This window comes from Streptomyces sp. NPDC087310 (assembly GCF_044744405.1).
In the GTDB taxonomy this organism is placed as follows: Bacteria; Actinomycetota; Actinomycetes; order Streptomycetales; family Streptomycetaceae; genus Streptomyces.
Map to the genome: position 1 here is coordinate 31,425 of NZ_JBIUYF010000010.1, position 23,664 is coordinate 55,088.

Below are 23,664 nucleotides of genomic sequence, written 5' to 3' on the forward strand. Positions count from 1 at the left end.
CAACGGTCATCGGGTGGGGGGCCGGGGGGGGGGGGGCCGGCCCCCGGGGGGGGGGCCGGCCCCCCCCCGCCGGGCGGGGCCCCCCCCCGGCGGGGGGGGGGGGGGGGGGGGGGGGGGGGCGGGGGGGGGGGGGGGGGGGGGGGGGGGGGGGGGGGGGCGCGGGGGGGGGGGGCGCGCCCCCCCCCCCCCCCCCCCCCCCCCCCCCCACTTCCCGTAGGCGCGCCCCTGTCAGATGCCCTGCCAGTCCGGCTTGGACGCGAACGTCGCGCGGAAGTAATCGGCCAGCTTCAGGCGGGAGGCCGCCGCCTCGTCCACGACCACTGTCGCGTGCGGGTGGAGTTGGAGCGCGGACGCGGGGACGAGGGCGGCGACCGGGCCCTCGACCGCCTGGGCCACCGCGTCCGCCTTGCCCTCGCCCGTGGCGAGGAGGACCAGGTGGCGGGCTTCCAGGATGGTGCCGATGCCCTGGGTGATCACGTGGTGCGGGACCTCGTCCGGGCTGGTGAAGAAGCGGGCGTTGTCCTCGCGGGTCCGGCGGGTCAGGGTCTTGATCCGGGTGCGGGAGGCGAGGGACGAGCAGGGTTCGTTGAAGCCGATGTGGCCGTCCGTGCCGATGCCGAGGAGCTGGAGGTCGACCCCGCCCGCCTCGGTGAGTGCCCGGTCGTACGCCTCGCACGCGGCCTGGATGTCCTCGGCGCTGCCGTCGGGGCCGAGGAAGGCGCTCGGGTCCAGGCCGAGCGGTTCGACGACCTCGCGCAGGACCACGGAGCGGTACGACTCGGGGTGGCCCGGCGGAAGCCCCACGTACTCGTCGAGCTGGGCTATCCGGGCGCCCGAGGCGTCCACGATGCCCGCCCTGACCTGGGCCGCCAGGGCCTGGTAGATCGGCAGGGGGGTGGAGCCGGTGGCCACGCCGAGCAGGGCGTCGGGCTTGCGGCGCAGCAGTGCGGCGATGCTGTCGGCGATGAGTGCGCCGCCCGCGGCGGCGTCCTGGACGATGACCACTTCCACGCTGGGCCCTGCCGATCTGATGGGTGAGTCTCTTGTGGTATAGACCAATTCTAGCAGAGGGGCCCTTCTAGCAGAGGGGCCCTGATCGATTCCTCGATCGGGGAAGGGAAAGGAGAGCGGAGCCGCCGAGCCCGGTGGCGGGGGCTCCACCGGGCGTGTTCGACTGGGTGGGCGGGGGCGTGAGCGACTTGGAGGGCACCCAGCATGTCTGCCGCGTTTCCCGCCGGGCCGAGCGAGCACCCGGGCCGGATCATGTTCACCGAGGTGCTGGAACAGCCCGCGGTGCTGCGGCGGGTCCTCGACGACGGGGCGCCCCGGATCCGTGAGGTGGCGGACGCCATCGCGGCACGGAAGCCGCGCTTCGTCCTGCTCACGGCGCGCGGCACGTCCGACCATGCGGCGCTGTACGCGAAGTACCTGCTGGAGATCCGGCGCGGGCTGCCCTGCGGGCTCACCTCCATGTCCACCATGACGGCGTACGGCGCGCGCCCCGATCTGACCGGTGTGCTCTTCATCAGCGTCAGCCAGTGGGGCGGCTCGCCGGACCTGGTGGCCGCGACCTGGGCCGCGCGGGAGGCGGGCGCCATCACGCTCGCCGTGACGAACAACCCCGACTCGGCGCTCGCCGCCGTCGCCGAGTTCCATATCGACGTCCTGGCCGGCGCGGAACTGGCGCTGCCCGCCACCAAGTCGTACACCGCCTCCCTGCTCGCGCTCTACCTCTTCACCGAGGGGCTCGGCGGCGACGACGGCACCGAGGCCGCGTCCGTCGTGCCGGATCTCGCGGACGGGGTCCTCGCCCGGGGCGCGGAGGTGCGGACGCTCGCCACCCGCTACCGCTTCGCCGGGCGGATGGTGGCGATCTCACGGGGGTACGGCTATCCCACGGCCAGGGAGGCGGCGCTGAAGCTCATGGAGACCAGCTATCTCCCCGCGCTCGCGTACTCCGGCGCCGACCTGCTGCACGGCCCGCTCGCGATGATCGACAACCGCTCGCCGGTGATCGCGGTCGTCCCCGAGGGCAAGGGCGGCGAGGTGCTGCGCCCGGTCCTGGACCGGCTGCGCGGCCGGGGCGCCGACCTGTGCGTGGTGGGCCCGGCGGCGGAGACGGGGCGGGCCTCGGCGGGTTTCGTCCTGCCGGTGGAGGGGGTGGGGGAGGAGCTTCAGCCGATCCTGGAGATCCTGCCGCTCCACCTTCTGGCCTACGAGATCGCCCTCGCCCGCGGTTACGACCCGGACGCCCCCCGGACGATGGCCAAGACCCCCGAGTCGAGCTGAGGGGCGGGCGGGCGCGACCGGCCCGGGGCACACCCGCGGGCCGCGGCGCCGCGACGGGACCCTCAACCCGTACGGCACCGCAGCCCGGAGTTGCTACGGCCGACAGGTGTGCGGTCCCGGCGGCCGTGGGGAGAGGTTCCGCCGCAGTCAGGGCAGAGAGCGCCGGCACCTCGTTCCGCCCTCCTGTGCGGGGAGGACGGAAGTCTGTTGCACCCATTGTGGACTAGACCATTCGGGGGTGTCCATGCCCGCGGTGCGTACGGTGAGCCTAATCCGCCCCTACCCTCCGGTACAGACCGCGGGCCGTCCGAGGTTTCTGAGGTTTCTGTGCCACGGGTACGCTCGCACGTGTGCCCTCCATGAACGATCTCGTCCGCCAGCACACAGCCCTCGGTGAATCCGACCTGGAGTGGCTGCATCTGCTGGTCTCGGAGTGGCAACTGCTCTCCGACCTCTCCTTCGCCGACCTCGTCCTCTGGGTCCCCACCCGGGACGGCACCCGCTACGTCTCCGTGGCCCAGATGCGGCCCAACACCGGGCCCACCTCCTACCAGGACGACATGGTCGGCCACCTCGTGCCCCGGGGGCGCCGGCCCCTGCTGGACGCCGCGCTGGACGAGGGGCGGATCGTCCGCGAGGGCGACCCCGAGTGGCGTGAGGAGGTTCCCGTACGGGTCGAGTCCATCCCCGTACGGCGTGAGGGCCGCGTCCTCGGGGTCATCGCCCGCAACACCAACCTCCTCACCGTCCGCACCCCGAGCCGGCTGGAGCTGAGCTACCTCCAGTCCGCCTCCGACCTGGCGCAGATGATCGCCGCCGGGTCCTTCCCCTTCCCCGGCCAGCAGGTCGACATGGACGCCTCACCGCGCGTCGGGGACGGGCTGATCCGGCTCGACGCCGACGGGATCGTCCAGTACGCCAGCCCCAACGCGCTCTCCGCGTATCACCGGCTGGGACTCGCGTCCGACCTGGTGGGACAGCACCTCGGCCAGGCCACCGACCATCTCGCGCCCGCCCGTGGCCCGGTGGACGAGGCCATGGTCAAACTGGCCAGCGGATACGCGCCCCGGGAGACCGAGGTCGAGGGCAACGGCGGGGTCATCCAGCTCCGCACCATCCCGCTCAAGCCCAAGGGCATCCGGATCGGCTCCCTGGTGCTCCTGCGCGACGTGACGGAACTCCGTCGCCGCGAGCGCGAGTTGATCACCAAGGACGCCACCATCCGGGAGATCCACCACCGGGTGAAGAACAACCTCCAGACGGTCGCCGCGCTGCTGCGCCTCCAGGCCCGGCGGATGGACTCCGTACGGGGCAGGGAAGCGCTCAACGAGGCCGTGCGGCGCGTCGGTTCCATCGCGATCGTCCATGAGACGCTGTCTCAGAACCTGGACGAGCGCGTCGAGTTCGACGAGATCGCCGACCGCGTTCTGGCGATGGTGGCCGAGATCTCGCCCGGCAAGATCCTCTGCCGGCGTACGGGACGGTTCGGCATCCTGGACGCCGAGGTGGCCACCCCGCTCTCCATGGTGCTCACCGAAATCCTCCAGAACGCGCTGGAGCACGCCTTCGAGCCGGGGGAGGAGGGCCGGGTGGACGTCTCCGCGGTCCGCAGCGGGGAGTCGCCGGCCACGAAGCAGCGGCGTACGGGCACCTCCGGCACCTCGGACACCCGGCTGATGATCACCGTCCAGGACGACGGGCGCGGGCTGCCCGAGGGGTTCGATCCGCAGCGGGCCGGGAATCTCGGGCTCCAGATCGTACGGACGCTGGTGGAGGGCGAGTTGGGCGGCACGTTCGACATGGTGCCCGCGCCGGTCCGTGGCACACGCGTCCTGCTGGACATTCCGGTGGAGCCGCAGAAGTAGCCGCGTCGGCGCGTACCCCTGCGACAGCATCGAGCCCCGGACCGTTCTACGGTCCGGGGCTCGGTTCGAAGCTCACTGTGCGATGCGCATCGGGGGGTACTGCGCGCTGCGTTTCGGGGGCGGGGCTATGCGTACACGCTGTACGCTCCGCCGGCTGAGGCTGTTACAAGGGTGGTTCAGGCGGTCGCGTTACGCGCCCGGTTACGAGCGGCGCGACGCTTCATCGCGCGGCGCTCGTCCTCGCTGAGTCCACCCCAGACGCCGGAGTCCTGGCCGGACTCAAGCGCCCACTGCAGGCACTGCTCCATGACGGGGCAGCGACGGCAGACGGCCTTGGCTTCCTCGATCTGCAGCAGCGCAGGACCGGTGTTGCCGATGGGGAAGAACAGCTCGGGGTCTTCCTCGCGGCAAACGGCGTTGTGACGCCAGTCCATGGCTGCTACCTCTCTTGGTATTACGTGCAGGTTGCTTGTGAATGTGAACGCTTTCACGAATCCCTCGACAAGGGAAGGGTCGACCGCCAGCGGAACTGACGGGGTCCTTGCATCGAGGAGGGGTTCTGGCTCTCAGGGAGGCCGGTGTTGCGGGCCGTCCCGATCGCCATGTAGAGATTCGCAAACCTCGGCGGCGGATACAACCCCTTCTGGAAAGTTTTTTTTGATTCCTCGGTGTCGACTAGGTCACAGCCGTACTTCCATGGGGTGGATGCCAGCCTAAACGTTCGAGTGAAAGGAGTTTGGCCCCTTCCACTCACACAATCACACGCAGTGCACGGCGAACGCCTGTGAACGTCACGCTCGTACGCACTCCGAGATGGTCGCCGTCCATCTGGAAAGGCAGGGGCGCCTTGGAATGCAAGGTGAAGTCGGTCAGGTCGTGCAGGGACACCGCATGGCGCCCGTGGGGGCCCTTGTCCGGGGTCGAAGTGAGCAGTTGCGTCCCATATACGGCCGCCGCAGAGGCCGACATCCGGGTCAGCCCGAGGACATCGAGCGCCGAGTCGAAGGACGCCGTGGGGGACGAGTACAGCGGCCGATTCCCCAGGTAAGTGTAGGGAGCGGTGTTGCAGATTATCGACAGGACGAGATCTTCGACCGGATCCTCACCGGGCCGTTCCAAAGTGATCATTCCATGGCGGCGGTGAGGTTCCTCAAGGAACTGGCGTATCACCTGTCGCACATAGAGCGCGTGCGTCGAACGCTTTCCGCGTTCCCGGTGCTGTTCGACCCGGCCGACGACCCCCGCGTCGAATCCGAACCCCGCGTTGAAGGTGAACCAGCGGGACGGCGCGGCCTCGTCCTCCGAGCCCGGCGTCCCGGCCGCCAGTCCCAGACCGACCGTACGTTCGCTCTTCTCGTCCAGCGCCTGAAGAATCGCGCCGGTCGCCTCCACCGCGTCGTTGGGCAGCCCGAGCGCGCGGGCGAAGACATTGGTCGAGCCGCCGGGAACGACCGCGAGCCGCGGCAGCCGCTCGGGGTCCGGGCCGTTGTGCAGCAGACCGTTCACGACCTCGTTGACCGTGCCGTCCCCGCCCAGGGCCACGACCAGCTCGATGTCCTCGGAGTCGGCGGCCCGCCGGCCCAGGTCGCGGGCGTGCCCGCGGTACTCCGTCGTCACCGCCTCCAGCTTCATCTCGCTGGCCAGCGCGTGGATCAGTACGTCACGCGTGCGGGCACTGGTGGTGGTTGCTGCCGGATTGACCACGAGGAGTGCGCGCATGCCCAGCAGATTACCGGCCGAGGGACGACGGGGCGTCCTCGGGCATTACGGGACGGGTCTTCCCCGAGCAGGACCCCGAGCGGACCGCCGAGCGGAACCCCGAGCGGAACCCGTGCGGGGCGGGGCGGGGCTCCGGTCCCGGAGCCGGGGGCCGATACCCTGCAAGGGTGAGTACAGCGACGCAGCCCGACCCCGAGCCGATCCCGCGCCCCGCCCGGCTGACCGCCGCCGCGGTCGTCAGCGCTCTGGAAGCCCTGGCGCTGATCGCCGGCGGCGGATATCTGCTGGTGATGGGGGTACTGGGACGCCCGGACTCCCCGCAGCAGGCCGAGATGGGCGGGGTGACCCTGATCGCACTCGGAGTGATCCCGCTGCTCGCCGCCCGGGGGCTGCTGCTGCGCCGTAGCTGGAGCAGGGGGCCCGCGCTGATCACGCACGTCCTCGCGCTGCCGGTCGCCTACACGCTGCTGACCTCGGTCGGCTCCGGCATCCCGGCCGGGATCGCGCTGGCGGCCGTGGCCGTGACGGGGCTCGTCCTGCTCGTCAACCCGACGACCACCGAGGCCCTGGGGATCGGAAGCCCGGCCGGAGACGCGTAGCGGCGGTAGGGACGCGCAGGGATGTGTGGACGGGCGGATCAGCTCAGGTCCTGTCAGGTCCCGCGTCCGTACGGCTGCGGGACTTGCGGGACCTGCGGGACCTGTCCGTACCGCTACTCCTCGATCACTCCTCGACGAGCAGCCGCTCGCGCAACTGCGCCAGCGTGCGGGCCAGCAGCCGCGAGACATGCATCTGCGAGATGCCGACCTCCTGGGCGATCTGCGACTGCGTCATGTTGCCGAAGAACCGGAGCAGCAGAATCCGCTTCTCCCGGGGCGGCAGATCCTCCAGCAGCGGCTTGAGCGACTCCCGGTACTCGACGCCCTCCAGCGCCTCGTCCTCGGCGCCCAGCGTGTCCGCCACCGCCGGGGACTCGTCGTCCGTGTCCGGGACGTCCAGCGACAGCGTGGAGTACGCGTTGGCGGACTCCAGGCCCTCCAGGACCTCCTCCTCCGAGATCCCGAGCCGCTCCGCCAGCTCGTGCACCGTCGGCGATCTGCCGTGCTGCTGCGACAGCTCGGCCGTCGCGGTCGTCAGGGCCAGCCGCAGTTCCTGGAGGCGGCGCGGCACCCGTACCGCCCAGCCCTTGTCCCGGAAGTGCCGCTTGATCTCCCCGACGACCGTCGGTGTCGCGTACGTCGAGAACTCGACCCCGCGCTCCGGGTCGAAGCGGTCCACCGACTTGATCAGCCCGATGGTCGCGACCTGTGTGAGGTCGTCCAGCGGCTCGCCGCGGTTGCGGAACCGCCGCGCGAGATGCTCGACCAGGGGCAGGTGCATCCGGACGAGTTGATTGCGCAGGGCCGCCTTCTGGGGCGAGCCGTCCGGCAGTTCGCGCAGCTCGATGAACATCGCCCGCGCGCCGCTGCGGTCATGTGGGTCGTGGTGCTGCCGCTCACCGCGCGACTCGCCGCGCGGCTCACTCGGCCGCTCGCTCCGCGGTTCGACCCGCGGCGCGCTCTCCTGCTCGCTGTGCTGCTCGCTCATCAAGGCCGCCCGCTCTGCCTGCGCCCGCTCTGTCCGCGCCTGTTCCGCCGCGGCCGTCTGGCCCTCACGTCCGTCCTCCGGATGGGGACGGGCCTGCTGCTCGGGGATCCCCGCGGGGGCGAGCACCGGCTCCGCCGGAGCCTCGTGCCCTCCCCGCGGCTCTGGTGGGATGCGCCCCTCGTCACGCACCGGACCGTCCCCGTTCCTCACGCCGGCCCGGGTCCCGCGCCGCGCTGTTTGTAGAGGCTGATGGTGACCGTACGGTCCTCGGCGACCGTCGACTCGACCTTGCCGGCCAGTGCGGAGAGCACCGTCCACGCGAACGTGTCGCGCTCGGGGGCGCGTCCGTCGGTGGTGGGGGCCGAGACGGTCACTTCGAGCGAGTCCTCGACAAGGCGGAAGACACAACTGAGAACGGAGCCCGGTACGGCCTGCTGGAGCAGGATCGCGCAGGCTTCGTCCACCGCGATGCGGAGGTCCTCGATCTCGTCGAGGGTGAAGTCCAAGCGCGCCGCGAGGCCGGCCGTGGCCGTACGCAGCACGGACAGGTAGGCACCCGCAGCGGGCAGCCGGACTTCCACGAAGTCCTGGGTCCCGGGCTCGCCTGCGATCTGGGACACCCTCACCTCCAAGGTGGCACAAGCTCTTCAGGGCTCCGGACAGGACATGTCGCGGAGCCTTGCTGGTACGTGTCATTACGTAGCCGGTCTGGGTGGCGACGCTATCGCGATCCATGGTGCCGTGTCGCCGGGACCCCTATCCGATACCGTCACTCATGGTAAGCATATGACCACGGAAAGTGGCTAGGGGTCTGCGGCATCCAATTCAGAACAACCGGCGGAGGGTTGACGTACCCAGTCGTCAGACGATCGAACCGTCCACGAAGCACCAGCGCCAGCTCTCCCCCGGCTCGAAACTTCGCATCACGGCGTGGCCCGTCTGCTGGAAATGGAGTGTCGCGTGCTGGTACGGCGACGAATCACAGCACCCGACGTTCCCGCACTCCAGACAGAGCCGCAGTTGTACGGGATGGCTGCCGGCGGCCAGACACTCGGCGCAGGTGTCACCCCTCGGGGCGGGCTCGGGGCGGGGAAGTTCCGCGATGTGGCTGCACTGGCTCATGATGGCGAGATTACGACCTCCGCGCACACAAGGGCGAACGCGCACACGGACGAAGGCGCGCCCCGACGAACGCGCGCACACCGCACGCACACGGACGTACACACACGCGGACGTACACACACGGACGTACACACGGACGTACGGACACGACGGAAAGACGGAACCGGGATGGATGTACTGCCGCTGATCGCACTGGTGGCGGCCAGCGCGGCGATCGCCGGGGCCGCCCGCAGGACACCGGTCGCCGCGCCCCTGCTGCTGGTGGCGGCCGGACTGGGCGCCGCGTACGTGCCTGGGGTGCCGGACTACACACTCGACCCGCACATCGTGCTCCCGCTGATCCTGCCGCCCCTGCTCTACACCGCTGCCGTGGACAGCTCGTACCTCGACCTGCGGGCCAACATCCGGCCCGTGGCACTGCTCTCGGTCGGGTACGTCCTCTTCGCGACCCTCGCGGTGGGCTGGCTCACGCACCTCCTCATCCCCGACCTGCCCCCGACCACGGCGCTGGTGCTGGGCGCGGTCGTCGCGCCGCCCGACGCCGTGGCGGCCACCGCCATCGCCCGCAAACTGGGGCTCCCGAGCCGGATCACCACCATCCTTCAGGGTGAGTCGCTGCTCAACGACGCGACCGCCATCACCGCCTTCAAGGTGGCGCTGGCCGCGGCGGTCGGCGCCGGCGCGAGCTGGGCGGGCGGCGTGGGGGAGTTCGCGCTCGCCTCGCTCGGCGGTGTCGGTGTCGGACTCGTCCTGATGGTCCCACTGCACTGGCTGCGCACCCACCTCAAGGAGGCGCTGCTCCAGAACACACTCTCGCTGCTCATCCCCTTCGTGGCCTACGCGGCGGCCGAACAGGTCGGCGCTTCCGGTGTGCTGGCCGTCGTGGTGGTGGCGCTCTATCTCGGTCACCGCTCCTGGCAGGTGGACTTCGCGACGCGGCTCCAGGAGGCCGCGGTGTGGAAGATGGTCGCCTTCGTGCTGGAGTCGGCGGTCTTCGCGCTCATCGGGCTCCAGTTGCCCTTCGTCCTCGGCGGGCTCGGGGAGTACGGGGTCGGCGAGGCCGTGTTCTACGCCCTGTGGGTCTTCGTGGCCGTGGTCGTCGTCCGGTTCGTGTGGGTCTACCCGGCGACCTTCCTGCCGCGCGCGCTCTTCCCGCGCATCAGGGAACGCGAGCCCGACACGACCTGGACCGCGCCGCTGATCGTCGGCTGGGCGGGGATGCGCGGGGTGGTGTCGCTGGCCATCGCCTTCTCGATCCCGCTGACCGTCCACGACGGCACACCGTTCCCCGGGCGCAACCTCGTGCTGTTCCTGGCGTTCACGACGGTCATCGGCACGCTCGTCGTGCAGGGGCTCACGCTGCCGCCGCTCATCCGGCTGCTGAAGATCCAGGGCCGCGACCGGCAGACCGAGACGCTCGCGGAGGCACAGGCGCAGAGCGAGGCGTCGGCGGCGGCGGAACGGCGGCTGGACGAGCTCCTGGCCGACGAACGCAACGCGCTGCCGCCGCCGCTCGCCGACCGGCTCCGTACGGTGCTGGAGCGCCGCCGCAACGCCGTGTGGGAGCGGCTCGGCGCCGTCAACGAGATCACCGGGGAGTCGGCGGACGACACCTACCGGCGGCTCTCCACGGAGATGATCGAGGCGGAGCGCACCGTCTTCGTCGAGCTGCGCGACCGGCGGCGGATCGACGACGAGATGCTGCGGACGCTGCTGCGCCGGCTGGACCTGGAGGAGGCGGCGGCGTACCGGGAGGACGGCTCGGACTGAGCGGGGCGGACTGAGCGGCGCGGACGTGCCCCACGGGTCTACGGGGGCGGACGGGCCCCACGGGGCTACGGCGCTACGGCGCGGAAGGTTCGGGGCCGCCGGTGATGACGGCCGCGACCGCCGTGCCGGGCGGGAAGGCGCCCTCCGCCGCCAGCGTCGTGATCCCGTACAGCATTTTGGCGACATAGAGATGTTCCACGGCGAACCCGTGCCGGTCCTCGAAGTCCCGTGCGAAGGCGTCCAGCTCGGGAGGGGTGCGGGCGAAGCCGCCGAAGTGGAAGCGGTCGTCGAGTCGCCAGTCGCCGGCCGGCCCCGTGAACGCGGCGCGCTGGAGCCCCCGTATCTCCCCGTCCAGGAAGCCGCCCCTGAGCACCGGGAAGCCGAGCGCCGTCTGCCCCGCGCCCAGCCCGGCGGCGAGCCCCGCGAGCGTGCCGCCGGTGCCGCAGGCGACCGCGACGGTATCGGCCGCGCCGCGCAGCTCCCGGCCCAGCTCGGCGCAGCCGCGCGCGGCGAGCGCGTTGCTGCCGCCCTCCGGTACGACGTACACGCGGCCGGGGTCCAGCCCCGCCCGCGCCAGCAGCGCGGCGACGACGGCGGGCTCCGCCTTGCGGCGGTACTCGGCGCGTGCGACGAAGAGCAGCCGCATCCCGTCGGCGGCGCACCGGGCGAGCGACGGGTTGAGGGGCCGGTCCGCCAGCTCCTCGCCCCGTACGGCACCGACGGTGGCGAACCCGAGGAGACGCCCGGCGGCAGCGGTCGCGCGGAGGTGGTTGGAGTACGCGCCGCCGAAGGTCACCAGCGTGCGCCGGTCCGAGGCGGCGGCGGCCCGCAGATTGGGCGCCAGCTTCCGCCATTTGTTGCCCGGCAGCTCGGGGTGGATCAGGTCGTCGCGCTTGAGGAGCAGCCGCACGCCCCGGCGGGTGAAGCGCTCGTCCTCGGCGGGGTGGAGCGGCGAGGGGAGCAGCGGGCGCAGGGCGGCGAGGTCGGGGGGTCCGGGCGGGGTCACGTTCCCATTGTCGGACGGGGGCCGTTTCCGGGGAGCCGTGCGGCCCCCCGGCGTGCGCCGTCGGGATGAACTTCCGCGTGTTGTGCCCCGTATCGCGCTGTTCAGTCCCACTCGTTTGTGTAATGGCGCCCGCACGCCACGTGATGGAACCATTCTTCTCGCAGGTCGTACATGATCGAAAGTTTGAGAGGAAGCCTTCATGTCGGTTTCGGTTGGTGACGAGGTCCGCGCGGTGGAGCCGCCGCCCCAGCAGAGTCTGGGGACGGATGCCGCCCGGAACCTGGCGACCACCACCAAGTCGGCACCGCAGATGCAGGAGATCACCTCGCGGTGGCTGCTGCGGATGCTGCCGTGGGTCCAGGTGCAGGGCGGCACCTACCGGGTGAACCGCCGGCTCAGCTACGCGGTCGGCGACGGGCGGGTGACGTTCGTCCAGACGGGCGACCGCGTCGCGGTCATCCCCGCCGAGCTGGGCGAGCTGCCCGCGCTGCGGGGGTACGGCGACGAGGCGGTGCTGGCCGAGCTGGCGCGCCGCTGCGAGCAGCGGCAGTTCGACGCCGGACAGGTACTGGCGGCCTCCGGTGACGTGGCGGACGAGGTCTTTCTGCTGGCGCACGGCCGCGTGGAGAAGACGGGCACGGGTCCCTACGGGGACGAGACGGTGCTCGAAGTGCTCGCCGACGGCGCGTACTTCGGCGACCAGGCCCTGGTGGACGGGGAGGCCACCTGGTCCTGCACGGCACGCGCGGCGACGGCGTGCACGGTGCTGGTGCTGACCCGGCGGGAGGTACGGAACCTCGCGGAGCGCGAGAGCTCCCTGCGCCTCCATCTGGCGGCGCTGAACTCCGTACCGGAACAGCGGACCAACAAGTACGGCGAGGCCGCCATCGAGCTGTCCGCCGGCCATGTCGGCGAAGCGGTCCTCCCGCACACGTTCGTGGACTACGAGGGGGCGCCGCGCGAGTACGAGCTGAGCGTCGCGCAGACCGTGCTGAAGGTCCACAGCCGGGTCGCCGACCTCTACAACCAGCCGATGAACCAGACCGAGCAGCAGTTGCGGCTCACGGTCGAGGCGCTCAGGGAGCGCCAGGAGCACGAGCTGATCAACAACCGCGAGTTCGGTCTGCTCCACAACTGCGACTACGGCCAGCGGCTCCAGCCGCACGACGGCGGGCCGAGCCCGGACGACATGGACGAGCTGCTGTCGCGCCGCCGTGGCTCGAAGCTGTTCCTCGCGCACCCGCGGGCCATCGCGGCCTTCGGCCGTGAGTGCAACAAGCGCGGGCTCTATCCGGACAGTGTGGAGGTCGCGGGCACCCATGTGCCCGCCTGGCGCGGGGTGCCGATCTTCCCGTGCAACAAGATCCCCGTCTCGGATGCCAGGACGACCTCGATCATCTGCATGCGTACGGGCGAGACCGAGCAGGGGGTCGTCGGCCTTCAGCAGAGCGGCATCCCGGACGAGATCGAGCCGAGCATGTCGGTCCGCTTCATGGGCATCGACGAGCAGGCGATCATCTCGTACCTGGTCACGGCGTACTACTCGGCGGCCGTCCTGGTGCCGGACGCGCTCGGTGTGCTGGAGAACGTGGAAGTCGGCCGCTGGCACTGAGGTGACGTACGACGTGCTGACGTGAGGTACGGGCCCGGGCGGGCCGACCGTCGCCCCGCCCGGGCCCGTACCCCGTACAGCCGCGTGGACGTGACCGAAGTGAGCGCCGTGGCCGCACGCGATGGCGCAGTGCCGTGAAGCCGTCAAGAGGAAGTTGACCCGTGACCATGACCAGCAGCGGTGCCGCCACCGAGGGCCATGAGGCCGTGGCCCTCCTGGAGCGCACCCGCACCGCGGTCGATCCCGAACTGCGCTCCGCCGTCGAGTCGTTGCCCGCCGCCATGCGCGGGGTCGCGCTGTACCACTTCGGCTGGGCGGGCGCCGACGGGATCCCGGTGCAGGGGGGTTCGGGGCGGACGGGCAAGGCGATCAGGCCCGCGCTCGTCCTCGCCGCCGCCCGCTCGCTCGGCGGGGACCCGCGCCCGGCCGTACGGGCGGCCGTCGCCGTCGAGCTGGCCCACAACTTCACGCTCCTCCACGACGACGTGATCGACGAGGACCCGGTACGGCGCCACCGCGCCACCGCCTGGACGGTCTTCGGGGCGCCGGACGCCATTGTCACGGGCGACGCCATGCTCGCCCTCGCGCTGCGGCTCCTCGCGGAGGATCCGCACCCGGCGTCGGCCGCCGCCTCGGTGTGGCTCACGTCCTGTGTGATCGAGCTGTGCGCGGGCCAGCAGGCGGACTGCGCCTTCGAGTCCCGCGATCCGCACGAGGTCTCGCTCGACGAGTGTGTCGCCATGGCGACCGCCAAGACCGGTGCCCTGCTGGGTGCTTCGTGCGCGCTGGGCGCGCTCTACGCGGGCGCGGGCCCCGAGGAGGCCGAGGCCGTGGACGCCTTCGGCCGGGAGGCGGGGCTCGCCTTCCAGCTCATCGACGACCTGATCGGCATCTGGGGCGACCCTGACCGTACGGGCAAGCCGGCCGGCGCCGATCTGGCCGCCCACAAGAAGTCGCTGCCGGTCGTCGCGGCGCTGGCCTCCGGCACCCCGGCCGCCGAGGAGCTGGCCGAGCTGTACCGGAGCCCGCTGGACGCCGAGGGGGTACGGCGCGCCGCCGACGCCGTGGAACGGGCCGGCGGCCGGGACTGGGCGCAGCAGGAAGCGGCCGAGCGGATGTCCCGTGCCGTCCAGCAGCTCTCCCGGGCGGTGCCCGACCTCGCGGCGGCGGGCGACCTGCTCTCGCTCGCGGAGTTCGTCACCCGCCGCACCCGCTGACCTTCGTCATCGCGGAAAGCCTCCGGTCCCTTACGTAGCGCATATGGCCCAACTCTAAGATCAGGGCGGCAAGTTGACGTCGGATCTGGAGGGCCGGAACGTGAGCGTGGACAACGCGGGCAGCGTGAGCACGGTGGAGGGCGCGGGCGGTGCGGACGACGAGGCCAGAGGGAGAGCCCCCGGGATCAGACGGGCGACCGAGGCGGACCGGCCGACACTGATCCGGCTGCTGGAGGAGGCGTTCGAGGCCGACCCGGTCACCCGGTGGGTGTTCCCCGAGGCGGACGACCGGCAGAAGCTGAGCGGCCTCTTCTTCGGTGTGTTCGCCGATGTCGCCCTGGCCGAGGGCCGGGTGGACCTCCTGGAGGACGGGACGGCGATGGCCCTCTGGCTCCAGGAGGAGGCGGGACTGCCCGAGGAGGAGGACGAGACCCCGGCGCGGATGCGGGCGGTCACCGACCCGGACAACGAGCGGACCGAGCTGGTCGGCCGGCTGACGGGCGCCGTCCACCCGCACGACCGCGCGCACGAATATCTGCTGATGATAGCCGTGTCCCCGGACCACCAAGGCCGGGGACTGGGCCGCAAGTTGATCGAATCGGTGCTGGAGCGGTGCGACCGGGACGGCGTGCCCGCGTATCTGGAGGCGAGCAGCGCGCGGAGCAAGCGGCTCTACGAGCGGCTCGGGTTCGACTTCACGGGCACCACCGTCGACCTGCCGGACGGACCGCACATGTGGCCCATGTGGCGCGAGCCGCGCGCCCGCTGAGCCGCCGGCCGACCGTACGCCGAAGATGTGGCCGGAAAGTTCCGCGAGTCGCCCCTCACGGCGTATCCGCTGGTCACCGGCTCGGAGCTGCCGATGCGCGGGAAGGATTCCGCCATCGCCGTGATCACCCCGGAGCCTGTGCGCGCCTGCGAAAACGGAGTACTCGTCAGGAACTACGCAAGGAAGCGGAGACCCGTGCTGCGGCGGAAGATCTGCTACCGCTACAGTCCGCGCCATGACAGCGGAGTCGACGGATTCATGGGCGGGTTGGTACCGGGACCGCCAGGGGGCGGAAGCGATCACCCTTACCGCGGGTGGGCAGCAAGTGCGCACGCAGATCAGGGGAGTTGAGTACGAAGGGGTGGATTTCGCCGTACTGGAAGCGGTGGGAGCCGAGGCGGGCGGGGTGCTGTCCTCCTGTGTCATGGAGTGGGACATCCCACTGCCCGTCAGTTCGGACGGCACGGTCGAACAGGCCACGCTGAGCTGTCTGCTCGCGCTCGGCGAGCGGGGCGAGGAGGGGCCGGTCGGCCGTGCGGAGCTGAGCCTGACCCTGCACTGCGGCGGGGCGGCGTACGCGTCGGGGATCGCCGGGGGCGGCTTCGAGGAGGCGCTCGGCCGGATCAGGCGCCAGCTCCCGACGAACACGGAGCTGTCGGACCGGCCGCTGGTGGGGGCGTCCTGACCCGCTGAGTTCCGGGGCCGGGGGATGCCCTGGGGCGGGAGGCCCCGGTCCGGAAGAGGCCCCGGTCCGGGAGGACACAGGACAGGCGGGCACACGGAAGGGGCGTCCCGTGGGGGGTGGATACGGGGACGCCCCTTCGCGTGCGGTGCGGGGGAGAGGTCAGGAGAGCTTGGCCAGCGCGGCCGCGAGGCCGTTCGCCCAGAGGGTGTTGACCCGGGAGCGCTCCGCCGCGTTCGGCTGGGCGTTCTGGCAGGACGTGCCGGGGCCGCCGCCCGACATCAGCTCGCTGCACGGGCCCGTGTAGTGGTCGGGGAGACCGAGGACGTGCCCGGTCTCGTGGGCGGTGACCCGGGTGGAGTTGTACTGCTGGTTCTGCGCGTAGTCCAGGAAGATGTAGCCGGACCCGTGGCCGTTGGTGCTCGCGTACGAGCCACGCGAGTCATTGCCCTCGCGGTAGGTGAAGTCGACACCGCTGGTGCCCGCCTGGAGCTTCACGTTGGAGACGGCGCTGTTCCAGATCGAGGTGCTCGCGGCTATCTGGCTCGCGAAGCGCGGCGCCGCCGAGGCGTTGTAGACGACGGTGACGGCCTGGATGCCGGGGTTCGCGGCGCGCTTCTCGGCGACCGACTTCACGACGGCGTCGAAGAACGCCTTGTTGTTCGCGGCCTCCTCCTTCGAGCCCTCGTACGCGGCGTACGAGGCGGTCGGCGCGGCCTCGGTGCCGGTGGCGGAGGCCGACGCGGTGGGGGCGAAGGCGAAGGCGGTCGCGAAGGCGATACCGATGGAGAGGGCTGCCGAAAGTGCGGACTTGGGGTGTCGCATGTGGGGGGCTCCTGCTTCCTGCTCGTCCGGTGAACGGATTCGGGTACCGCAGAGTCTCGATGAGTTCGCCCCGGCGCGGATGATGTCAGCCGCCGATAACACCAGCGCATCACCCGACGCGTCTCCCGCCAGGTCTCCCACCCCACCTCCCGCCCCGCCTCCTGGTGCCTCCCCGCCGACGCATCACCCCGCGTAGAATCCTGGCGGTATTTCTTCGAATCAGACTCGAATTACTGCGATTTGACCATCTGGTGCGGCTCAGACCTCCGCTCTACTCTCTGGGCATGGAGCTGGAGGTGAGACACCTGCGCGCCTTGTGCGCCATCGCCGACACCGGCAGCCTGCACAAAGCGGCCCGCCAGTTGGGGATGAGCCAGCCGTCCCTCACGACGCAACTGCGGCGCATAGAGAACGCGTTGGGGGCCGAGCTGTTCTCCCGCGAACGCACCGGCTGCCGGCCGACCCCGCTGGGCCACTCCGTGCTGAGCCGGGCCAGGCCGCTCGTCTCCGCGATGGCCACCCTGGTCGCCGAGGCGCGCGCGGCGGCCGACCGCAGCGCCGGGCCCCGGCTGCGCGTCGGCTCCACCGCGAGCCGCGCCCTCGCGGGCTGGCTGCGCAGGCTCCGGCACCGGCTGCCCGGCACGGACATCTCGCTCCACATGGACGTCTCGCCCAGCGCGCTGCTGCGGATGCTCGCGGCGGGCCACCTCGACGTGGCCTTCGTGCACGAGGTGGAGGGCTGCCCGCTGGCCGTCCCCGACGGGCTCGCCCGGCGCGTCCTGGTCGAGCGGGAACCGCAGTTCGTCTCCATGGCCCGGGACCATCCGGCGGCGGCCCGCCAGATCGTGGAACTGGCCGACCTCGCCGGGGACCGCTGGATGGTCGACCCGACGGTGGACGGCGAATGGGACGGGCTGCGCCGGGTACTGGGCGCCGCCGGTCTCAACCCCCGGGTCCTCCAGGGCGATTACCTCACCGCCGCCTCACTGATCGCGGTCGGCGAGGCGGTCGCGCCCTGCCAGCCCACCTCGGGCCCCCGCGACGACATGGTGATCCGGCCGCTGCGGGACGACCCGCTGGCGGTCCGGCTGCTGCTCTTCTCGCGGTTCCCGCACGCGGACGGCGCGCTCGGCGACGCCGGCGCCCTCGGCGGGCGCGCCCTCGAAGCCGCGGTGTTCGCGGACCTGGAGGCGGCGTACCGGGAGGCGGCGCTACGGGCGGTGGACTACCGGCGCTGGCTCACCCGCCACAAGAGCCCCCTGCTCCACGCCCCGGCGGCCTGACCCCCGTACCCCCGTCCGGGGGGCGGAGGAAACCGTTCGACGGTACGAATAGGGTCGATCACACTGAGCAGGCCGGGGTGTTCAGCCGTATCCCCAGGTGGACACCCCAGGGGCGACTTGAGGAGAGATTTGAGATGGCCCACCGCATGACCGTGCCCGGCCTCTTCCCGCCGCCGGACTACGCCCACGCGGCGATCGTCGAAACGGACCGCCGACTGGCCTTCCTGGCCGGCGCGGTCCCGCTCGACAGCGACGGCAAACTGGTCGGCCCGGACGACTTCGTCGCCCAGACGGAACAGGTCCTCGCCAACCTGGAGAGCGCGCTGGCGGCCATCGGCTGCGGCCTCGCCGACGTCGTCTCCACCACGGTGTACGGGGCGACCCAGGACCCGGCGGACCTCAGCCGCGTCTGGGAGGTGGTCCGCGCGGGCGGCCTGACCCTGGGCCCGCACGCGTCGACACTCGTCGGGGTGGCGTGCCTGGGCTACACGGGCCAGCTCGTGGAGATCACGGCGGTGGCGGAGATCCCCTGATCGGGTAACCCGGGCACCTCGGATATCTCCGATATCTCGGGTACCGACTGCTGATTTCCGTCCGGCTCGGTTTGATCCTGCTCGGGCAAAGGACCGTTCGTGCGAGCCGATTCGTTCATACGCCGGGTGAGGCCAGTGCCCGGCGCGTGACGTCGGCCGGGGCCGCGGCGATGACGTCATTGAGCGCGTCCATGGAAGCCTGGAGGTCGCTGATGACCTGAGCGATGCGGTCGCGCTCCTGGTGGAGGTCGGTGAGCAGGTCCGAGCAGGTGGGGACGAGGCGGTCGCCGGTGTCCCGCAGACACGGCAGGACCGTGGTGATCGTCGAGGTGCTCAGGCCGGCGGCCAGCAGGCTGCGGATGCGGCGGACGACGGCAACGTCCTCTTCGACGTATTCCCGGTAACCGCTGGGGCGCCGCTGCGGGTGGAGCAGGCCCTGCTCCCCGTAGTAGCGCAGCAGGTGCACGGCCACGCCGGTCCGCCGGGACAGCTCACCGATGCGCACAACGACCTCCTCACGGCCGGCCGGGCACGGCCCGCTCGCCTTGACTCTCATACCGATGTGAGACTTTAGCGTCGGCGGCATGACCGTGAACAAGGGTTTCGCGACGCTCGCTGCGTTGTGCGCGAACGTCTTCGTCGTGGGTACCTCGGAGTACCTGATCGCCGGGCTGCTGCCCCAGGTCGGAGCTGATCTGGACGTCCCCGTCGGAACCGCCGGACAGGCGGTGACCGCATACGCGCTCGGAGTGGTGGTCGGCGGGCCCGTCATAGCGCTGCTGACCGCGCGTCTGCCACGCAAGGGGCTCGCCATCGGCCTGATGCTGCTGTTCGCGGCGGGCAGCGCGATCAGCGCCGTGGCGCCGTCGTTCAGCCTGCTTCTGGTGGGCCGCGTGGTGTCCTCGCTCAGCCACGCCGCGTTCCTGGCCCTGGCGCTGGTGACGGCGACCCGGGTGGTACCGGCCGAGAGGACGGGTTCGGCCATCGCCACGGTGGCCAGCGGCTTCACCGTGGCCACGCTCCTCGGAGTGCCTCTGGGGGCACTCCTCGGGCAGGGCGCCGGATGGCGGGCTCCGTTCGCCGTGCTGACCGTTCTGTCCCTGGTGGGCACCGTGCTCCTGGCCGCCGTACTGCCCCGGCAGGAGGCACCGTCCACGCGATTGCGTGACGAGATACGTGTAGTGGCACGTCGGCCGGTCATGCTCGCCATCGCCACCACCGCGGTGGGCTTCTCCGGGGTCGCCACGGTGTTCACCTACATCGCCCCGCTGCTGACCCGCGTCTCCGGCTTCTCCGCCGCGGCGGTCTCCGGTCTGCTGCTCGCCTACGGCGCGGGGAGTTTCCTCGGCAACCTCACCGCCGGAAAGCTGACCGACAAGTCGATGAGCGCCACCGTACGCGGGGTCTTCGGCGGGTTGGCGGGGACGCTCCTGCTCGTCCCGTTCACCGTGGTGTGGCAGCCCACCGCCGTGGCCGCGGTCCTGGTACTCGGCCTGCTCGCCACCGCGACCATCGCCCCGCTGCAGGGACTGATCCTGCACCACGCGGGCGCCGCCCCCAACCTGGCGGTCTCCGTCAACGTGGGCGCCTTCAACCTCGGGGCCGCAGCCGGCTCGGTCATCGGCGGCGCGCTCGTCGCCGCCGGCGCTCTGCGATGGACCGGCCTGGCGGGCGCGGTACTGAGCCTCATCGGACTGGCCCTCACCTATCTCGTCCTGCCCCGGACACGGACGTCGGCGAAGGACGCCGAACCCGAAGCCACGATCGCCGCCTGATTCCCCCTCCACTCACCGCAAGATCCTGCTCACCTTCAGAGAAGGTCCACGCGCACCTGTGGCCTGGCAAAGAAGACCGCACCCGCTCCGTCATGGACGCCGTTCTGGCGGCCTGCGGACCGGGTGCGGACAGGTAGGCGGTGCGACCCGCGAGACAGCAGGTCGGACAGCCTGGGCAAACGTCAGGCCTTCTTGGTCTCCCAGAAGATCTTGTCCACCTGGGCGATGTAGTCCAGGGCCTTCTGGCCCGTCGCCGGGTCGGTCGAACCCTTGGCGGTGGAGAGGGCCTTGAGGGTGTCGTTGACGAGCTGGTGCAGCTCCGGGTACTTCTCGAAGTGCGGGGGCTTGAAGTAGTCGCTCCACAGCACCGAGACGTGGTGCTTGGCGAGCTCGGCGCGCTGCTCCTTGATGACCGTGGCGCGCGCCTGGAAGTGGGGGTCGTCGTTGCCGGCCATCTTTTCCTGGACGGCCTTGACGGACTCGGCCTCGATGCGGGCCTGGGCGGGGTCGTACACGCCGCAGGGGAGGTCGCAGTGGGCGCTGACCTTCACCTTGGGGGCAAACAGGCGGGAAAGCATGGTGCGGTCCTTCCTCGTGATCGTCTTCTCAGGTGGGACATTACTCCGTGAGAAGAGGTATTTCGCGAGTGCCCCCTAGGGCTTAGGACAAAAGTCCGGTTCGGTGGGGGACCGGCGGCGGAACGTACGGTGGGACCGGGAGGTGCCGTATGACGGAACTGGGGCAGGTGCCGGGGCTGGGGCCCGAGCCGGTGCCGGGGCGGGAGCCGCGGGTGCCGTGGGGGATCGCGGAGGTGACCGGGCCGTCCATGTATCCGACGCTCAGACACGGCGATCAGCTTCTGGTCCACTACGGCGCCCCGGTCAGGGCCGGGGACGTGGCCGTGCTGAGGCATCCGCTGCAGCAGGATCTGCTCATCGTGAAGCGGCTGGCCGAGCGGCGCGACGGCGGATGGTGGGTGCTCGGGGACAATCCGGGCGCCGAGGGGGACAGCCGGGTGTTCGGGGCGGTGCCCGAGGAGCTGCTGCTGGGGCGGGTCAGGGCGCGGTACCGGCCGCTGGGCGATCAGCGCTCGGCGCGCGCGGTGGTCTCCTGGCTGGTCCGCGGGGTGCGTCCGGTGCTCGCGGAGCGCTCGTTCTCCAGGCGTTTGCGGGCCCGGTAGGCGGCGACGTTGGCGCGGGTCGCGCAGCGGTCGGAGCAGTAGCGGCGTGAGCGGTTGGTGGAGGTGTCGAGGTACGCGTTGCGGCACGGCGCCGCCTGGCAGAGGCCGAGCCGGTCGACGCCGTACTCCGTGAGGTGGAAGGCGAGGCCCATGGCCGCGGTCGCCGCGTACCCGGCCGTCGCGTTCGACGGGTGCTCCGCGAGGTGCAGGTGCCAGCGGGGATGGCCCTCGTCGTCGAGGAGGTCGTGCCCGGAGATCTGCGGGCTGACCGGGAACTCCAGCAGCAGGGAGTTGAGCAGGTCCACCGCCTGGGTGGCCTCGCCCGAATCGGCGGCGGTGAAGACGGCCCGCAGCCGTGTCCGTACGGAACGGAAGCGCGTCACGTCGGCGTCGGTCGCGCGGCGGGCCGCCTGCGAGTTGGGTCCGAAGAGGGCACGCACGGCCTCGACCGAGGTGAGGGTGTCCGTGCCGCGGGCCGGTTCCTCGGTGTTCACCAGGCGTACGGCATTGTCCGAGTAAGAGGCCAGTTCCACTTGTAGTCCTTACGGAAGCGGTCTAGGGTCTGAGCGGGCGAGGGGAGTAATAGCCCTTTACGGTTCCAGGGTATTACCGAGGTGTGGGGAGGGTGTCATGACGGAGACGGGGACCAGGGGGAGTGGAAGGGCCGCCGCGACCGACTGGCGGGCCTGGCAGGAGAGCTGGGACCGCCAGCAGGAGTGGTACCTCCCGGACCGGGAGGAGCGCTTCCGGGTGATGCTGGACATGGTCGAGGCCACGGTGGGCCCCGAACCGCGGGTGCTGGACCTCGCCTGCGGTACGGGAAGTATCACGGACAGACTGCTGAATCGGTTCCCCGGAGCCGTCAGTACCGGGGTCGATCTCGATCCCGCCCTGCTCACCATCGCCCGCGGCACCTTCGCCGGGGACACCCGGGTCACCTTCGTCACCGCCGACCTCAAGGACCCTGCCTGGACGGGGCTGCTGCCGTACCGCACGTACGACGCCGTCCTGACCGCCACCGCCCTGCACTGGCTCGACCCGGAGCCGCTGGCCGGGCTGTACGGGCAGCTCGCGGGGGTCGTCAGGGAGGGCGGCGTCTTCATGAACGCCGACCATATGCCGGACGCGTCCACACCCCGGATCAACGAGGCCGAGCGCGCCCACCGGCACCTCGTCATGGAGCGGGCCAAGGCCGCGGGCGCGGTCGACTGGCCGCGGTGGTGGGAGCTGGCGGGCCAGGACCCCGTCCTCGCGGAGCCGACCGCCGAGCGCTTCCGGATCTTCGGCGAGCACGCGGACGGGGACACCCCGTCGGTGGAGTGGCACACGCGCACCCTGCGCGAGGCCGGCTTCGGAGAGGCCCGTGCCGTCTGGTCCTCGCCGTCCGACTCGCTCGTCCTCGCGCTGAAATAGCGGGAATCGCCGGCCGTCCTGGTCGATGTCGGTGGTGAAGTGAACAGGTGGAAGAGGGAAGAGGGAGAAGAGGGAAGAGGGAAGAGGCTTCGACAGGGGGTGCGGGGGTGCGCCGGGGAAGACCCGGCGCACCCTCTCCGTATCGGAGGGTCTCGGAGGACCTCAGAGGATCTCGGAGGCCGCGGGGGGCCTCGGAGGACCTTCCGGAGGGCCCCGGAGCCTCGGAGGACTCAAGGTCCTCCGAGGGCTTCGGAAGACCTCAGAGGACCTTCGACAGGAACGACTTCGTCCGCTCGTGCTGCGGGTGGGTCAGTACGTCGCGCGGATGGCCCGCCTCGACCACCACGCCGTCGTCCATGAAGACCAGCGCGTCGCCCACCTCGCGGGCGAAGCCCATCTCGTGCGTCACCACGATCATCGTCATGCCGTCCGCAGCGAGGTCGCGCATCACGTCCAGGACGTCACCGACCAGCTCCGGGTCGAGCGCCGACGTGGGCTCGTCGAAGAGCATCAGCTTCGGCTCCATCGCCAGCGCGCGGGCGATCGCCACCCGCTGCTGCTGGCCCCCGGAGAGCTGCGACGGGTAGTTGGCCGCCTTGTCGGCCAGACCGACCCGGTCCAGCAGCCGTTCCGCGCGGGCGCGGGCGACGGCCTTCGCCTCGCCCCGTACCTGGACGGGCGCCTCCATGACGTTCTCGATCGCCGTCATGTGCGGGAAGAGGTTGAAGCGCTGGAAGACCATGCCGATGTCCCGGCGCTTCCTGGAGACCTCGCTGTCCTTCAGCTCGTACAGCTTGTCGCCCTTCTGGCGGTAGCCGACCAGCTCGCCGTCGACGTACAGCCGCCCGGCGTTGATCTTCTCCAGGTGGTTGATGCACCGCAGGAAGGTCGACTTCCCCGAGCCCGAAGGGCCGATCAGACAGAACACCTCGCGCGGCGCCACCTCCAGGTCGATGCCCTTGAGGATGTGCGCGGCGCCGAAGGACTTGTGTACGGCCTGGGCCTGCACCATGGCGT

The 23,664-nt window shown here is 71.2% G+C and carries 25 protein-coding genes; 13 read left to right on the forward strand and 12 right to left on the reverse strand.

Annotated elements, in window-relative coordinates; translation table 11 throughout:
* Positions 1-228 precede the first annotated feature (228 nt).
* On the reverse strand, positions 229-1,011 hold the full coding sequence (gene nagB / locus ACIO3P_RS33220) for a glucosamine-6-phosphate deaminase (RefSeq protein ID WP_401851244.1): 783 nt from the start codon (positions 1,009-1,011) through the stop codon (positions 229-231).
* 204 nt (positions 1,012-1,215) lie between these two features.
* Here nagB and ACIO3P_RS33225 point away from each other — a divergent pair, with 204 nt between their 5' ends.
* Positions 1,216-2,289 (forward strand): SIS domain-containing protein, encoded by a 1,074-nt coding sequence (locus tag ACIO3P_RS33225; protein WP_401851242.1) that lies wholly within the window; start codon positions 1,216-1,218, stop codon positions 2,287-2,289.
* Between the two features lie 359 nt (positions 2,290-2,648).
* The gene (locus ACIO3P_RS33230; RefSeq protein WP_329829692.1) at positions 2,649-4,154 is read left to right on the forward strand and encodes a histidine kinase N-terminal domain-containing protein; all 1,506 of its coding nucleotides are present in this window, start codon (positions 2,649-2,651) and stop codon (positions 4,152-4,154) included.
* Positions 4,155-4,330: 176 nt separating this feature from the next.
* Here ACIO3P_RS33230 and ACIO3P_RS33235 read toward each other — a convergent pair whose 3' ends face one another.
* Together ACIO3P_RS33235 and ACIO3P_RS33240 are read right to left on the reverse strand one after the other, a co-directional pair.
* The gene (locus ACIO3P_RS33235) at positions 4,331-4,588 is read right to left on the reverse strand and encodes a WhiB family transcriptional regulator (protein ID WP_004937597.1); all 258 of its coding nucleotides are present in this window, start codon (positions 4,586-4,588) and stop codon (positions 4,331-4,333) included.
* Positions 4,589-4,904: 316 nt separating this feature from the next.
* On the reverse strand, positions 4,905-5,873 hold the full coding sequence (locus ACIO3P_RS33240) for a diacylglycerol kinase family protein (protein ID WP_329829330.1): 969 nt from the start codon (positions 5,871-5,873) through the stop codon (positions 4,905-4,907).
* A gap of 167 nt (positions 5,874-6,040) precedes the next feature.
* On the opposite strand from ACIO3P_RS33240, the gene ACIO3P_RS33245 reads away from it, so the two are divergent.
* Positions 6,041-6,472 carry a hypothetical protein gene (locus ACIO3P_RS33245; protein ID WP_329829331.1) on the forward strand — a complete coding sequence of 144 codons (432 nt, stop codon included), beginning with the start codon at positions 6,041-6,043 and terminating at the stop codon, positions 6,470-6,472.
* 124 nt (positions 6,473-6,596) lie between these two features.
* Here ACIO3P_RS33245 and ACIO3P_RS33250 read toward each other — a convergent pair whose 3' ends face one another.
* The 3 genes from ACIO3P_RS33250 to ACIO3P_RS33260 form a co-directional block, all read right to left on the reverse strand.
* A complete protein-coding gene (locus ACIO3P_RS33250; protein WP_401791450.1) occupies positions 6,597-7,670 on the reverse strand; it encodes a SigB/SigF/SigG family RNA polymerase sigma factor in 1,074 nt (357 codons plus the stop codon).
* Positions 7,667-8,080 carry an anti-sigma regulatory factor gene (locus tag ACIO3P_RS33255; RefSeq protein ID WP_329829332.1) on the reverse strand — a complete coding sequence of 138 codons (414 nt, stop codon included), beginning with the start codon at positions 8,078-8,080 and terminating at the stop codon, positions 7,667-7,669. Before ACIO3P_RS33255 ends, ACIO3P_RS33250 begins: the two co-directional genes overlap by 4 nt.
* Positions 8,081-8,321: 241 nt before the next feature.
* On the reverse strand, positions 8,322-8,582 hold the full coding sequence (locus ACIO3P_RS33260) for a UBP-type zinc finger domain-containing protein (RefSeq protein ID WP_329829333.1): 261 nt from the start codon (positions 8,580-8,582) through the stop codon (positions 8,322-8,324).
* 168 nt (positions 8,583-8,750) lie between these two features.
* On the opposite strand from ACIO3P_RS33260, the gene ACIO3P_RS33265 reads away from it, so the two are divergent.
* Positions 8,751-10,352: a Na+/H+ antiporter gene (locus ACIO3P_RS33265; RefSeq protein ID WP_329829334.1), complete on the forward strand. Its 1,602-nt coding sequence runs from the start codon at positions 8,751-8,753 to the stop codon at positions 10,350-10,352.
* Between the two features lie 73 nt (positions 10,353-10,425).
* Here ACIO3P_RS33265 and ACIO3P_RS33270 read toward each other — a convergent pair whose 3' ends face one another.
* Positions 10,426-11,358, reverse strand: a complete 933-nt coding sequence (locus ACIO3P_RS33270; protein WP_401851239.1) for a 1-aminocyclopropane-1-carboxylate deaminase/D-cysteine desulfhydrase — start codon at positions 11,356-11,358, stop codon at positions 10,426-10,428.
* A 199-nt stretch (positions 11,359-11,557) separates the two neighbouring features.
* On the opposite strand from ACIO3P_RS33270, the gene ACIO3P_RS33275 reads away from it, so the two are divergent.
* The 4 genes from ACIO3P_RS33275 to ACIO3P_RS33290 all read left to right on the forward strand — a co-directional run bounded on the left by ACIO3P_RS33275 (position 11,558) and on the right by ACIO3P_RS33290 (position 15,641).
* Positions 11,558-12,970: a family 2B encapsulin nanocompartment shell protein gene (locus tag ACIO3P_RS33275; RefSeq protein ID WP_329829336.1), complete on the forward strand. Its 1,413-nt coding sequence runs from the start codon at positions 11,558-11,560 to the stop codon at positions 12,968-12,970.
* Between the two features lie 167 nt (positions 12,971-13,137).
* A complete protein-coding gene (locus ACIO3P_RS33280; protein ID WP_401851753.1) occupies positions 13,138-14,187 on the forward strand; it encodes a family 2 encapsulin nanocompartment cargo protein polyprenyl transferase in 1,050 nt (349 codons plus the stop codon).
* Positions 14,188-14,404: 217 nt separating this feature from the next.
* Positions 14,405-14,956 (forward strand): GNAT family N-acetyltransferase, encoded by a 552-nt coding sequence (locus tag ACIO3P_RS33285; RefSeq protein ID WP_329829695.1) that lies wholly within the window; start codon positions 14,405-14,407, stop codon positions 14,954-14,956.
* Positions 14,957-15,191: 235 nt separating this feature from the next.
* Positions 15,192-15,641: a DUF6304 family protein gene (locus ACIO3P_RS33290; protein ID WP_401851236.1), complete on the forward strand. Its 450-nt coding sequence runs from the start codon at positions 15,192-15,194 to the stop codon at positions 15,639-15,641.
* Positions 15,642-15,800: 159 nt separating this feature from the next.
* Here ACIO3P_RS33290 and snpA read toward each other — a convergent pair whose 3' ends face one another.
* The gene (gene snpA / locus ACIO3P_RS33295) at positions 15,801-16,463 is read right to left on the reverse strand and encodes a snapalysin (RefSeq protein WP_401851235.1); all 663 of its coding nucleotides are present in this window, start codon (positions 16,461-16,463) and stop codon (positions 15,801-15,803) included.
* A 284-nt stretch (positions 16,464-16,747) separates the two neighbouring features.
* On the opposite strand from snpA, the gene ACIO3P_RS33300 reads away from it, so the two are divergent.
* On the forward strand, positions 16,748-17,746 hold the full coding sequence (locus tag ACIO3P_RS33300; RefSeq protein WP_329829339.1) for a LysR substrate-binding domain-containing protein: 999 nt from the start codon (positions 16,748-16,750) through the stop codon (positions 17,744-17,746).
* Between the two features lie 134 nt (positions 17,747-17,880).
* Entirely contained in the window at positions 17,881-18,279 is a 399-nt protein-coding gene (locus tag ACIO3P_RS33305) for a RidA family protein (protein ID WP_329829340.1), read from the forward strand.
* A gap of 115 nt (positions 18,280-18,394) precedes the next feature.
* Here ACIO3P_RS33305 and ACIO3P_RS33310 read toward each other — a convergent pair whose 3' ends face one another.
* The gene (locus tag ACIO3P_RS33310; protein WP_329829341.1) at positions 18,395-18,784 is read right to left on the reverse strand and encodes a MerR family transcriptional regulator; all 390 of its coding nucleotides are present in this window, start codon (positions 18,782-18,784) and stop codon (positions 18,395-18,397) included.
* Between the two features lie 79 nt (positions 18,785-18,863).
* Here ACIO3P_RS33310 and ACIO3P_RS33315 point away from each other — a divergent pair, with 79 nt between their 5' ends.
* Positions 18,864-20,054, forward strand: a complete 1,191-nt coding sequence (locus ACIO3P_RS33315) for an MFS transporter (protein ID WP_401851232.1) — start codon at positions 18,864-18,866, stop codon at positions 20,052-20,054.
* Between the two features lie 182 nt (positions 20,055-20,236).
* On the opposite strand, the gene sodN is transcribed toward ACIO3P_RS33315, so the two are convergent.
* Complete coding sequence (gene sodN, locus ACIO3P_RS33320; protein ID WP_329829348.1) at positions 20,237-20,632, reverse strand: superoxide dismutase, Ni; 396 nt, start codon at positions 20,630-20,632, stop codon at positions 20,237-20,239.
* Between the two features lie 149 nt (positions 20,633-20,781).
* Between sodN and sodX the strand changes: the two genes are divergently transcribed.
* On the forward strand, positions 20,782-21,234 hold the full coding sequence (sodX, locus tag ACIO3P_RS33325) for a nickel-type superoxide dismutase maturation protease (protein ID WP_329829349.1): 453 nt from the start codon (positions 20,782-20,784) through the stop codon (positions 21,232-21,234).
* Here sodX and ACIO3P_RS33330 read toward each other — a convergent pair.
* Entirely contained in the window at positions 21,138-21,767 is a 630-nt protein-coding gene (locus ACIO3P_RS33330; protein WP_329829350.1) for a CGNR zinc finger domain-containing protein, read from the reverse strand. The two genes, sodX and ACIO3P_RS33330, sit on opposite strands and share 97 nt — an antisense overlap.
* Positions 21,768-21,864: 97 nt before the next feature.
* Between ACIO3P_RS33330 and ACIO3P_RS33335 the strand changes: the two genes are divergently transcribed.
* Positions 21,865-22,647, forward strand: coding sequence for a class I SAM-dependent methyltransferase (locus ACIO3P_RS33335; RefSeq protein WP_401851229.1), 783 nt, complete (start codon positions 21,865-21,867; stop codon positions 22,645-22,647).
* Positions 22,648-22,906: 259 nt separating this feature from the next.
* Here the strand turns inward: ACIO3P_RS33335 and ACIO3P_RS33340 are convergent, their stop codons facing one another.
* Entirely contained in the window at positions 22,907-23,659 is a 753-nt protein-coding gene (locus ACIO3P_RS33340) for an amino acid ABC transporter ATP-binding protein (RefSeq protein WP_329829696.1), read from the reverse strand.
* Between the last annotated feature and the right edge of the window lie 5 nt (positions 23,660-23,664).